The organism is Flindersiella endophytica, from assembly GCF_054779015.1.
This window is the reverse complement of the sequence record NZ_BAAGYY010000023.1, coordinates 297,498-309,282: the sequence shown is the minus strand read 5'-3', so window position 1 is coordinate 309,282 and position 11,785 is coordinate 297,498. Positions and strand designations below refer to the sequence as shown.

Sequence of the window (11,785 nt, the reverse complement as noted above, 5' to 3'; positions counted from 1 at the left end):
GGTGCCCGGCGTGCGGAGCGCCGGTGTCCGCGGGCGACGACTTCTGCGAGGCGTGCGGCAGGCGGCAGACACCGCCGTGCACGGTTTGCGGTGGGCTGCTGATCAGTGCCGACGGCTACTGCGAGACGTGCGGCGTGCGACAGCCGACCGGCCGCGACCACCAGGAGATCGAGACCGGCGCGGGCGCCGTCGGCGCGGTGAGCGACCGCGGGCTGCGGCACAGCCGCAACGAGGACGCGATGGCGGTTTCCCTGTACTCCAAGGGCATCCTGGCGGTCGTGTCCGACGGCGTCTCGTCCTCGAACCATCCGGAGGACGCCTCGCAGGCAGCGGTTGACGCCGCGGCCACGATGCTCACCGAGTGCCTGGAGGCGGGTGCTGACCCCGAGACCGCCACCCGGACCGCGATCGAGCACGCGGCGCTGGCCGTCGCCCGGCTGGACGACGAGTCGTCGAATCCGCCTGCCTGCACCTACGTTTCGGCTGTCGTCGGGCCGGAAGCGGTGACGATCGGCTGGGTGGGTGACAGCCGGGCGTACTGGCTGGCCGCCGCCGAAGACGACACCACGGGTTTCTTCAGCTCGCCGGAGCGCGTCAGCGGAAACGGCTCCGGCGTGCTCGACTCGGCGATCCTCACCGTCGACGACTCGCTCGGCGGCCTGGAGTTCACCAGCCACCTGCTCACCAGCTGGCTCGGCGCCGACGCCGGCGACCTCGAGCCGCACGTCGAGACGTACCGGCCGGGCGGGCCGGGGCTGCTCCTCGTCTGCTCCGACGGCCTGTGGAACTACTTCCCGCAGCCCGCCGAGCTCGAGGCCGTCTCCCGTACCGCCAACGGGACTCCGCTGTCGATCGCGCGCGCGCTCGTCCAGAGCGCGAACGCCGCCGGCGGCCACGACAACATCACCGTCGTCGTGATCCCGTTCCCACCGTCGTCGCAGGCGGCGGCACCAGAGTCCGCAGCATCCGGCAGCATCTAGGGGGTCGCGAAATGACCGGCTTCGCCATCACGGTGGACCAGAACAAGTACCTCGCCGAGGGCGGCCGCGAGGTGCACGCCGTCGTCACGGTCGAGGCCGACGGTACGGCAACCGGCCTGAGCGGGCCGGCGCCCGCCGGACCGGGCGGATCCGGCGGCGCCGAGGCGGCCGAGGTCATCATCATCGACACCTCCGGCTCGATGGACGTCCCGCGGACGAAGATCTCCTCGGCCAAGCGCGCCGCGCAGAAGGCCGTAGACACCCTTCGCGACGGTGTCTACTTCGGGGTCGTCAGCGGCTCGCACGAGGCCGGCATGATCTATCCGCGCGGGCGTTATCTCGTACGGGCCGGCGAGGAGACCCGGCACGACGCGAAGTACGCCATCCGCGACTGCGTGGCCGTCGGCGGCACCGCGATGGGCACCTGGCTGCGGCTGGCCGACGAGCTGCTGCGCAAGCATTCGGACGCGATCAAGCACGCGATCCTGCTGACCGACGGCGAGAACGAGCACGAGTCGCCAGAGCAGCTCGACCAGATCCTCGGTGCGGTGGGCGGCAAGTTCGTCTGCGACTGCAGGGGTGTCGGCACCGACTGGAACCCCGCGGAGCTGCGCCGGATCGCCTCGGCGATGCTCGGCAGCCTGCTCGACATCCCGCGTCCGCAGGACCTCGAGCTCGACTTCGAGCAGATGACGCGGACGGCGATGGGCAAGACCGTCGCCGACCTGGCGTTGCGGATCTGGACCCCGCAGGGCGCGACGCTGCGGTTCGTCAAGCAGGTCATGCCGACGGTCGAGGACCTCACCGCGCGTCGAACGGACAACGCCCCGCAGGCCGGCGACTATCCGACGGGCTCGTGGGGCAAGGAGAGCCGCGACTACCACATCTGCGTCGAGGTGCCGGCGGGCAGCATGGGCCGGGAGATGCGGGCGGCGTGGGTCAAGCTCGTGGTGCCGGGATCGGAGCAGGTGCTGGCAAGCGGCAACGTCCTGGCGGAATGGACAGGCGACGAGGCGCTCTCGACGCAGATCAACCAGCGGGTGGCGCACTACACCGGGCAGGAGCAGCTCGCGTCCGACATCCAGGAGGGCCTGGCGGCTTACCAGGAAGGCGATGTCGACACCGCGACGGCCCGGCTCGGGCGCGCGCTCGTCCTCGCGCGGGAGGCCGGGCACAACGAGACGGTGGCGTTGCTCAACAAGGTCGTCGAAGGCGATCCGGAGAGTGGCACCGCGCGGTTGCGAAAGCGCGTCGACCGGGCCGACGAGATCTCGCTGGAGACGAGATCGACGCGGACCGTGCGTACACGCCAGAAGTCGGGCGAGTGACATGCCGACCTGTCCGAGCGGGCACCAGAGCGGAGCAGACGACTACTGCGACGTCTGCGGAATCGCCATGGGTGACGCAAGCGCGGCAGGGCCGGCGGTGTCGTCGCTGCCGCCTCCGGCGAGCAGGGCCGGGTCGACTTCGGCTTCGGCGCAGGCTTCGGCCCCGGGCGGTGAGCCCTGTCCGCGGTGCGGGGCGCCGCGTACCGACCGGTTCTGCGAGGACTGCGGGTACGACTTCGTGACCGGCACCGGGCGGGCCGCGCCCGTACCGAGTCCAACGCCGGGTCCGGCGCCGGTTCCAGTTCCTCCTCCGCCGGATCCGGCCGCCGGCCCGGCAGCCGGCGCGGCTCCGGACGTGGCCGTCGACACTCCGGCAGGCACGTGGATCGCGGTGATCGAGGCCGACCGGGCCTACTACGACCGGGTGATCGAGCTGGGTGGTCCCGACTCCGTGGCGCTGCGGTTCCCTCCGTACACGCTCGAACGCCGGCTGATCCTGACCGGCGACCAGGTACGAATCGGCCGGCGCAGCGTCTCGCAGGGCCTGGCGCCCGAGATCGACCTCGGCCAGCCGCCGGAGGACCCCGGCGTGTCGCACCTGCACGCGGTGCTGCTGGCCCAGCCGGACGGCTCCTGGGTGCTGGTCGATCCGGGCTCGACCAACGGCACGACGCTCAACGACTCCGACGAACCGGTCGAGGTCAACGCCGAGATCCCTTTGAAACAAGGTGATCAGATCCACGTCGGCGCCTGGACCAGCATCACGCTGACGAAGGAGGGGTGAGCGGGATGACCGTTATCCTCCAACCCCCGCAGGGAAGTGCGCCGGTCTCGTCGCCGCCGGCCGGGCCGCCGATGGGCTCGCGGATGCTGCGGCAGGTCGGGCGGTTGCGGCCGCGTACCCGCCCGTCGATGATCCGGCTGCTGTCGGCGCTGGCCGTGCTCCTGACCGCCGCGCTGTTCCTGATCACGACCGTGGCGGTGGGGAACGCGCGCGAGAGCGTCCGCGTGATCGGGCACGACGCCGGCCCACAGGTGATGGCGACGGCCGACCTCTACTTCGCCCTCAGCGACATGGACGCGCAGGTCGCGAACGTGCTGCTGATCGGCCGGGAGCACAACCTCGGCGCGGGCCGCGACCGCGCGCTGCAGCTGTACCAGCAGCGCCGGACCGAGGCCAACGCCGCGCTGCTGCACGCGGCTGACCTGTCCGGCGCGGACCCGACCGAACGCGAGACGATCCGCGACGTGCTCGACGGGCTCGGTCGTTACGAACGGCTGGCCGCGGAGGCGATCCTGCTCGACCAGCAGGCCGACCACGCGGCCGGACCGCCGCCGGCGGCGGTGCTGGAGCGCTTCCGGCAGGCCAACGACCTGATGCGGCTGGAGCTGCTGCCGAAGGCGTACAACCTCACGCTGGAAAGCGGCACGATCGTCCGCAAGACGTATGAGGACAAGCGTTCCGCTGTGCTCGACGCGCGCTGGGCGCTGCTGCTCGTCGGCCTGGCGGCGCTGGCGGTGCTGGCCGGTATGCAGTGGTTCCTGGCAGTCCGCTTCCGGCGACGGATCAATCCCGCGCTGGCGCTGGCGACGCTCGGCACCGTCGTACTCCTGCTCGCCGGCACCGGCATGCTGGGCGGCATCGGCAACGACCTGAAGTCGGCCAAGCAGGAGGGCTTCGACCCGATCCTGTCGCTGTCGCGGGCGCGCGCGATCGGCAACAGCATGCATGCGGACGAGAGTCGTTACCTGCTCGACCCGCAGCGTTCGGACACCTACGAGCAGGTCTATTTCGAGCAGGCGCAGTCGATCCTCTACGTCGACGCGGGGAACCTGTTCGACTACAGGAACAGGGTCTCCGACACCGCCGCCGCCTATGCCGACGACCCGCTCGCGATCGACTTCCTCGGCTTTCTCGGCGACGAGGGCAGGGCGGGGTTGACGCTGCAGGACGCGCCGCTTTCGCAGGTGCTGCCGGCCTACGACGCGTTCCAGCGCCGCGATGGTGAGATGCGGCAGCAGAAGGTCGCCGGGCAGGTGCGGGGCGCGATCGACCTGCGGATGGGAGCGCTGGCCGACGAGTTCGACCGTTACGACAAGGGGATGGTCGACCTGATTCACATGCACCAGCAGACGTTCGACGATGCGATCACCACAGCTGACGACCGGCTGGGCGGCTGGACGGTGGTCCCGCCGGTGATCGCGCTGCTCATCGTGGCGCTGGTGCTCGCGGGTGTCGCGCCACGGCTCGCGGAGTATCGGTGAGGAGGGCTGTGATGGCGAACAGGCGTAGGTGGGGCGGTCTCGCGGGCTTGGTGGCCGGCTTGCTGGCGGCCCTGTTGCCGGCGTCGGCGTGCGGCACTGCCGACGCGTCGCCGGACTCCCTGCTGTCGAAGGACTCCATCGTGATCGGGGTCAAGCCCGACCAGCCCGGCCTCGGCGTGGAGAAGGGCGACGGGACGTTCGAGGGCTTCGACGTCGACGTCGCGAAGTACGTCGCCGGCAAGCTCGGCTTCGCCTCCGACGAGATCTCGTTCACGGCCACGCCGTCGAGCGAACGCGAAGCCCGCTTGAAGGATGGGACCGTCCAGCTCATCTTCGCCAGCTACTCCATCACGCCCGTACGCAAGACCGAGGTCAACTTCGCCGGGCCCTATTACGTCGCCCACCAGGACACGCTCGTGCGTTCCGGCGACCAGAACATCAAGAACGTAAGGGATCTGCGGGCGCGGCGGCTGTGTGCCGTCGAGGGATCCAACTCCTGGAAGCGGGTCATCGAGGAGAAGCTGATCGCGGCGTACCAGGTGAACGCGAAGTCCTACAGCGAGTGCATCCAGAAGCTGCTCGCCGGCGAGGTCGACGCCGTTTCGACCGACGACCTGATCCTGGCCGGATTCGCGGCGGCAGAGGGCGACCGGGTGAAGATCATCAACGCGCCGTTCACGGACGAGCGGTACGGCGTGGGTATCGCGAAGGGCGACCTGGACGGCTGTGAGGCCGTGAACAAGGCGATCACGGAGATGTACCAGGACGGCACGGCGGCCAAGTTGCTGAAGAAGTGGTTCGGGAGTACGACGCTGAAGCCGGCGGAGTGGGTGCCGCAGTTCGAGGGCTGCTTCTAGCTGTTTTCAGCTCGTGGCGTCCGGCGGGGTGGCCAGGCCGCGGAAGACGATGCCGAGGATGCGGTCGCGTAGCTCGGCGTCGTGGGGTGCCGGCGCGGCTGCTCTCGAGGCCGCGATCAACAGCGCGTAGAGCTGGTCCGGGTCGACGTCGGCGCGGACGTCGCCCGCTTCGCGGGCGCGTACCAGCAGGCGGGCGAGGGCGGACCGCAGCGCGTTCGTGGCTTCCTGGCCACTCCGCCGGTCGCCGCCCGACTCCAGGAACGCCTCCGCGATCGTGAGCTTCGCCGGTGCGTCGGCGACCGCGTAGGCGAAGAAGCCGTGCAACGCTCCGCGTTCGGCGCCGGCCGCGTCGGCCCGCTTCCGTAGCCCGTCGAACCGCCGTTCCAGCACGGCCTGCAGCAGTGCGGTCTTGGTCGGGAAGTGCCGGAACACCGTGCCGATCCCGACGCCCGCCAGGCGGGCGACCTCCTCGGTCGAGGCCGTCTCGCCGCCCGTACTGAACACCTCGTCGGCCACGGCCAGGATCAGCCGGCGGTTGGCGGCGGCGTCCCGGCTGCCCGGCCGGCGATTGACATCGGAGTCTTCACTCCGTATCTTCTTCGGAGTCATCACTCCGCATCGTAGTCGTCGGCTGCGGCGGCGAATTAATTTTTACGGGTCACCCAAATTAACTAATTCGCTCGGCGCTGGAAGGGGCATGGCCATGGCAGCAGGGGCGAGGAGTCCTCGCGAGGTGTTCCACGCGCTGGTCGAGGGCGTGTGCGAGGGGCGCTGGGAGGAGCTGCCCGAGCTGTACGCCGAGCAGACCGACGTGGTGCACCCGTTCGACCCGTTCGGCGGCCCGCCGCTGCGTACCCGTGACGACCTGCGGAAGCACTTCGGTGCGGGCGCCGGCACGAACTGGCCCGAGCGGCGGCCGGTCGACATCGTGGTGCACGAGACCGCCGATCCCGAGGTGATCGTCGCGGAGTTCGCGTACGAGTGGATGGCCGACGGTGGGCCGTCGCGGGTGCCGTGCGTCTTCGTGCTGCGCGTGCGGGACGGCCTGATCGTGGAGTCGCGGGACTACATCGACCACGTTCGTGGCGCGCGGGTCCGCGGCCGCCTGCCTGAGCTGATCGCCGCGCTCAGTTCGTAGGAATCGGGCCGGATGTAAACCTTCGGCCGCTGTAACCGCGTCTCCTAGACAGGAGGGGACGCATGCCGAAGCTGGGGGATGCTGAATTCACGGAGTTTGTGCGGACTCGGTCTGTTGCGTTGCTGCGCACCGCGTATCTCCTGACGGGCGATCGGGGGCACGCCGAGGACCTGCTGCAGACGGCGCTGGCCAAGGTGTACGTGTCGCTCGGCCGGATCCGCGAACCGCAGGCGGTCGAGTCGTACGTGCGGCGGACGCTCGTCACGACGGCCACCACCTGGTGGCGTACCAAGTCGCGGCGGAGCGAGCGGTTGTGGGCGGACGGGTTCCCTGACCCGGGGATCCCGGCGAGGACGGAGGAGATCGACGAGCGGTCCAGGATCTGGGCGCTCGTCCAGCAGTTACCCGCACGGCAGAGGGCGGTCATCGTGCTGAGGTACTACGAAGACCTGACCGAGGTCGAGACGGCGATGGTGCTCGGTTGTGCGGTGGGCACGGTGAAGGCCCAGACCCACCGGGCGCTGACCAAGATGCGCGCGACGCTCGGCGACCAGGCCACGCTTGCGTTACTGCAGGAGCAGGCATGAGCCGGCTCGAGGACGGGCTGCGAGACACCCTGAACGAGCATGCCGCGATGATCCTGCCGCCCACCGGGTGGGAGTTGAACGTCCTGGCCGCGGGGCGCCGCAGGCAGCGGAGGCGCAGGGCCGGTGGAATGCTGGGTGCGGCAATTGCGGTAGCCGCAATTTGCCTGGCCGTCGATTTCGTCGTACCGCAAGCCGTCTGGGTGGGCCAGAGCCGGAGCCTGGAGGACACGACCGCGAAGGCCCAGGTGTACAGCGGGTCCGTGCCGGCATCGCCGCTCGCCCAGAAAGCGTCCGGGGGTCCGATCGAGCTGACGACGCTGAGTACTGGAGCGGCGGCCACAGTCGCCTATGCCGCCGGCGACGGCCGCCTGCCCGAGGGTGACGTTGTGGTGCTGCCCGACGGCGGCCACTGGAGGACCGGCGCATACGTCATGAGCCTGGAGGAAGCCGGCGACGGTGTGGTGGCGGAGGTGTCGGCGCAGGTGAACCGCTTGATGTACCGCTGGCCGGGCGGCACCCGCGAGCTCGCCCGCGGCAACGTGTCCGGCTACGCCGTGTCGTCCGACGGCGGGCTGGTGGCCTGGACGCAGACCAGCAAGGGCGGCCGCCTGCCGGCGAAGCTCAAGCTGGCCGAGCTGGCCACCGGGCAGGTGTTGCGCACCGTGGCCATCGAGCCGACGACCGAGCCGAAGGCCGGCGTACCGGTCGTGTCGGCGTTCGTCGGCAACCAGGTGGCGCTGAGCTACGACTCTCCGCCGGCCGACAGCGCGCCCGGGTACGCCTGGGACTACAAGACCGGCGCCATCACGTCGATGGTCGGCGCCGCCAAGCCGGGCACAGTCAGCAAGCTGCTCGACGTGTCACCGCGTACCGACACGATGCTGACGCTCGACCGGGAAGGCTGCCTGGCCAACGTGTCGTACAAGAATCCCGGCCGGCAACGCTGGCGCGACTGCGACAAGGTGCTGGCGGCCAAGCGGCTGAGCCCGAAGGGGACGAGGTTCGCCGGCGTACAGGGGTCGCTGCTGTGGGTTCGCGACACCGAGACCGGAAAGCTGGAGTGGTCCCGAGAGCTCTCCGGAGCCGAGGCCGCCGCACTGGTCTGGGAGACCGAGGACCAGGTGCTGGTGACCTACGACGAGCCGGGCGACAAGGAGTTCGGGCGCGCGTTGCTGCGCTGCTCGGTGGCCACCGACCGCTGTGACCGTCCCTCCACCGTGGGCGGCCTGCGGGTGACGGCGCTGGCCAGCCGGCAGGGCACCGACCCGCCGCTGGTCGGCCGCTGACGACCTTCGTCAGCAGTCCTAGACGCCGTTCTTGACGAACGTCTGAACGGCCTCGGCCACCAGTTGCACCGCGATCGCCGACAGCAGCAGACCGGCGATCCGGGTCACCAGCGTGACGCCGCTGTCCTTGATCAGCCGGTGGATCCCCACCGAGAACCGCATCGACAGCCACAGGACGATGTGCACCGCCACGATCCCGAGCGCCACCGCGAGCAGGTCCGGCGTGGTGTCGATGCCCTTCACGAAGACCATCGTCGCGACGATCGCACCCGGCCCGGCGAGCAGCGGTGTGCCGAGCGGTACCAGCGCGACGTTGATGTCGGCCGGCTTCGCGGGGTCCTCGGCCTTTCCGGTCAGCAGTTCCAACGCGACCAGCAGCAACAGCAGGCCGCCGGCGCACTGCAGAGCGGGCAGGCTGATGTGCATGTACGCGAGGATCTGCTGGCCGAACGCCGCGAACGCCACGATCACGCAGAACGCGACAACCACCGCTTGCCACGCCGCCTTCCGGCGCTGCGCCGACGAACGGCCGGACAGCAGCGAGAGGAAGACGGGAATGGTGCCGGGCGGATCCATGATCACGGTCAGCGTGATGAAGACCTCGCCGAACAACTGCCAGTTGAAGAGGTTCAGTACGTGCATCAGAGCAGCGGCTCCGGCGGCGTACGACCGGACGCGGCGGCGTTGGCCTTGATGCGCTGCAGCAAGCGCTCGAACTGCTGCGGATCGGTGGTTTCGACGCCCAGCGGATGGAGCTGCTTGCCCTTGCCGTGGTAGTCGCTCGAGCCCGTCATCACCAGGTCGAGGTCCTTCGCGACGTCGCGCAGGTGGGCGCGGGTCGCGGGATCGTGGTCGAGATGGTCGACCTCGATGCCGGCCAGCCCGGCGGCGGCGAGGTCCGCGAACGCCTCGTCGGTCAGCAGGCGCCGCGCCGACCGCCCGTGCGGGTGGGCGATCACCGGCGCACCGCCGGCGGCCACCACGAGCCGGATCGCGAGCGCCGGATCGGGGGCGTACCGCGTGAGGTTGCCCGGCCTGCCCTCCGACAGCCACACCTCGAACGCCTCCGCGCGGTTGGCGGCGTACCCCTTGGCGACCAGCGCGTCGGCGACGTGTGGACGGCCGGGCGACGGCGCGTCGCCGACGTGGGCGTAGACGTCCTCCACGGTGATCTCGACGCCGTGCCGGCGCAGGGTGTCGACGATCATCGGAACGCGCCCGGCCCGGCCCGCGCGGATCCGCTCCAGCTCTGCGGCGAGCTCCGGCTCGGTCGGATCGGGCTGGTATCCGAGCAGGTGAACGCCGGTTCCGCGGAGCTTGCACGACATTTCCACACCGAGGAGCAGACCGATCGGCCGCTGCTCAGCCTCGGCGGCGGCCTCCCCCCAGCCGGCGAACGTGTCATGGTCGGTGAGCGCGACCACAGCCAGGCCGGCGGCGTCAGCCTTGGCCACCAGCTCGGCGGGCGTATCGGTGCCGTCGGAGCAGTTGGAGTGCGTGTGCAGGTCGATGAGCACGAGCGACACGTTATCCGAGGCTGTCGAATCACCCGATGACCTGCGCTCGTCGGCGCCTACCGGCCACAGCCGGCGTCCGGCGGGCGGGTGCGTTATTCGGGGCTGTCGAACGGCTCGGTGAGCTGCGGTGTCAGCGCTCCGAAGGGCAGCATGTCGATCTCGTGCCCGAGCGTACGGGCGTCGGCGAGCTCGAGCGGCTCGACCAGCAGCGTGCCGGCCGTGTCGGGCCAGAAGACCAGCCACAGCCAGCGCCCGGCCGCCTCACCGGCGTACGCCGCCCGCCCCGCCGGAGACACCGCATGCCACAGCGGCGTCGGATGCCCGTCGGTGTGCACCTTGCCCTGCGCGACGCCGCGCCCGAACGTAGAGCCCGGGTCAGGCCCCGGCAGCCCGGCGTACCGCGCGCCCAGCCCGACACCCGGCTCCTCGGCGATGATCAGCAGCTCACCGGCGCCACCGAGCGGGTTGGGCCCGCCACACGCGACGACGGTCGCCCGGACCCCCTCCGCCGGGCTGCCCGCGTGCCCGGCACCGGTGACCACCCACCCGTGGGGCAGCGGCCACGGCAGCCACACCGGAACGCGGGAGTGGTCGGCCAGCAGGCCGAGCAGTTCGGCGTTCGGCTGCGCGAACGGTTGCAGCGGCGTGACCGCGCCGTGGACATAGCAGGTCCAGCCGGTGGGTGCCGCGACCGTCGATTCGATCAGCCGGCCACACCGTGGACAAAGCGGATCGCCCGTCATGACGCTTGTTCTTCCCCAAATCGGGATCTGACAGCCGCCAGGATTCCGCTACCACCGCATTTAGTCAACGATTAGTCAAAGGCGGGCTTTCGCTGTCCGCTCGTGGTCTGGAACGATGCTGCGCATGCCTGTGTCCCGACGTAAGTTCCTCGCGGTCGGTGCGGGTGCAGCTGTGGCCGCCTGCGCGGGCGGTGTCGGCCTGGTCGAGGCACAGCTGCTACCCGGTCGTACCCGCCTGCACCAGGCGCTCGGACTCACCGGGCCGGACGGTGTGGTTCCGTCGGCGAAAGCCGGTCCGAAGGTCACCGAGTCGTTCGTGTCGGAGGCACGTGGCGGCAAGAAGGTCTCCTGGACCGCTGCGTACCCACCGGGCTCGAACGGCACGGAGAAGCTGCCGTTCGTCCTGGCGCTCCACGGGCGAGGCGGCGACCATACGTTCGCGTTCGCCGGCATCGGCCTGGACCGCTATCTCACGCAGGCGGTCACCGCCGGCGCCTCGCCGTTCGTCATCGTCTCGGTCGACGGTGGCGAGGCGAGCTTCTGGCACCGGCGCGCCGACGGCGACGACCCCGTGACGATGATCCGGGCCGAGCTGATGCCGCGGCTGTCGCGGCGCGGGCTGCTGGTCCGGCGGTACGGCCTGATCGGGTGGTCGATGGGCGGGTACGGCGCGTTGCTGTACGCCGAGCGCGAGCCCGAGGAAGTCGTCGCGGCGGCGGTGGTGAGCCCGGCGCTGTGGCGCGAGTGGGACGAGGTGCGGCCGGGCGCGTTCGACGACGAGAGCGACTTCCTGGCCAACGAGGTGTTCGAGGGCCGGCCGATCCTTTACGACGTGCCGCTCCGCATCGACTGCGGACGCGACGACCCGTTCGCCGATAACACGCGCGACTTCATCGCGGGGCTGCCGGCCAAGCCGGCGGGGGGTTTCCAGCCGGGCGCGCACACCGCTGGGTACTGGCGGCGGATGGCGCCTTCGCAGCTGACGTTCCTGGCCAAGCAACTGGCCGGCAAGGCGGCCTGAGCTTCTCGCCCTGTTCGATGGCGACGCGCCGCCGCTCGGCGGGGCCGGTTGTCGGTGGGGGCT

Annotated in this window: 13 protein-coding genes; 9 read left to right on the top strand and 4 right to left on the bottom strand. The window is 70.5% G+C overall.

Going from position 1 to position 11,785, the window contains the following annotated elements:
- Positions 1-23: 23 nt before the first annotated feature.
- The 5 genes from ACYVF6_RS25765 to ACYVF6_RS25745 all read left to right on the top strand — a co-directional run bounded on the left by ACYVF6_RS25765 (position 24) and on the right by ACYVF6_RS25745 (position 5,430).
- Positions 24-980, top strand: a complete 957-nt coding sequence (locus ACYVF6_RS25765; RefSeq protein ID WP_460525098.1) for a PP2C family protein-serine/threonine phosphatase — start codon at positions 24-26, stop codon at positions 978-980.
- 11 nt (positions 981-991) lie between these two features.
- Entirely contained in the window at positions 992-2,308 is a 1,317-nt protein-coding gene (locus tag ACYVF6_RS25760; RefSeq protein ID WP_460525097.1) for a VWA domain-containing protein, read from the top strand.
- 67 nt (positions 2,309-2,375) lie between these two features.
- Positions 2,376-3,092, top strand: coding sequence for an FHA domain-containing protein (locus ACYVF6_RS25755; RefSeq protein ID WP_460525096.1), 717 nt, complete (start codon positions 2,376-2,378; stop codon positions 3,090-3,092).
- A gap of 5 nt (positions 3,093-3,097) precedes the next feature.
- On the top strand, positions 3,098-4,573 hold the full coding sequence (locus ACYVF6_RS25750; RefSeq protein WP_460525095.1) for a hypothetical protein: 1,476 nt from the start codon (positions 3,098-3,100) through the stop codon (positions 4,571-4,573).
- Positions 4,574-4,584: 11 nt separating this feature from the next.
- The gene (locus tag ACYVF6_RS25745; RefSeq protein ID WP_460525094.1) at positions 4,585-5,430 is read left to right on the top strand and encodes a glutamate ABC transporter substrate-binding protein; all 846 of its coding nucleotides are present in this window, start codon (positions 4,585-4,587) and stop codon (positions 5,428-5,430) included.
- Between the two features lie 6 nt (positions 5,431-5,436).
- On the opposite strand, the gene ACYVF6_RS25740 is transcribed toward ACYVF6_RS25745, so the two are convergent.
- Positions 5,437-6,039: a TetR/AcrR family transcriptional regulator gene (locus tag ACYVF6_RS25740; protein ID WP_460525093.1), complete on the bottom strand. Its 603-nt coding sequence runs from the start codon at positions 6,037-6,039 to the stop codon at positions 5,437-5,439.
- Positions 6,040-6,133: 94 nt separating this feature from the next.
- On the opposite strand from ACYVF6_RS25740, the gene ACYVF6_RS25735 reads away from it, so the two are divergent.
- The 3 genes from ACYVF6_RS25735 (at position 6,134) to ACYVF6_RS25725 (ending at position 8,441) form a co-directional block, all read left to right on the top strand.
- Positions 6,134-6,568, top strand: a complete 435-nt coding sequence (locus ACYVF6_RS25735; protein WP_460525092.1) for a nuclear transport factor 2 family protein — start codon at positions 6,134-6,136, stop codon at positions 6,566-6,568.
- 62 nt (positions 6,569-6,630) lie between these two features.
- Positions 6,631-7,155: a SigE family RNA polymerase sigma factor gene (locus tag ACYVF6_RS25730; protein ID WP_460525091.1), complete on the top strand. Its 525-nt coding sequence runs from the start codon at positions 6,631-6,633 to the stop codon at positions 7,153-7,155.
- Entirely contained in the window at positions 7,152-8,441 is a 1,290-nt protein-coding gene (locus ACYVF6_RS25725; RefSeq protein ID WP_460525090.1) for a hypothetical protein, read from the top strand. The genes ACYVF6_RS25730 and ACYVF6_RS25725 overlap by 4 nt, the downstream gene beginning before the upstream one ends.
- 18 nt (positions 8,442-8,459) lie before the next feature.
- Here ACYVF6_RS25725 and ACYVF6_RS25720 read toward each other — a convergent pair whose 3' ends face one another.
- The 3 genes from ACYVF6_RS25720 to ACYVF6_RS25710 form a co-directional block, all read right to left on the bottom strand.
- A complete protein-coding gene (locus tag ACYVF6_RS25720; RefSeq protein WP_460525089.1) occupies positions 8,460-9,083 on the bottom strand; it encodes a MarC family protein in 624 nt (207 codons plus the stop codon).
- A complete protein-coding gene (locus ACYVF6_RS25715) occupies positions 9,083-9,967 on the bottom strand; it encodes a PHP domain-containing protein (protein ID WP_460525088.1) in 885 nt (294 codons plus the stop codon). Before ACYVF6_RS25715 ends, ACYVF6_RS25720 begins: the two co-directional genes overlap by 1 nt.
- Positions 9,968-10,050: 83 nt before the next feature.
- Positions 10,051-10,701, bottom strand: a complete 651-nt coding sequence (locus ACYVF6_RS25710; protein ID WP_460525087.1) for a DUF6758 family protein — start codon at positions 10,699-10,701, stop codon at positions 10,051-10,053.
- Between the two features lie 124 nt (positions 10,702-10,825).
- Between ACYVF6_RS25710 and ACYVF6_RS25705 the strand changes: the two genes are divergently transcribed.
- Complete coding sequence (locus ACYVF6_RS25705; RefSeq protein ID WP_460525086.1) at positions 10,826-11,722, top strand: alpha/beta fold hydrolase; 897 nt, start codon at positions 10,826-10,828, stop codon at positions 11,720-11,722.
- Positions 11,723-11,785 lie beyond the last annotated feature (63 nt).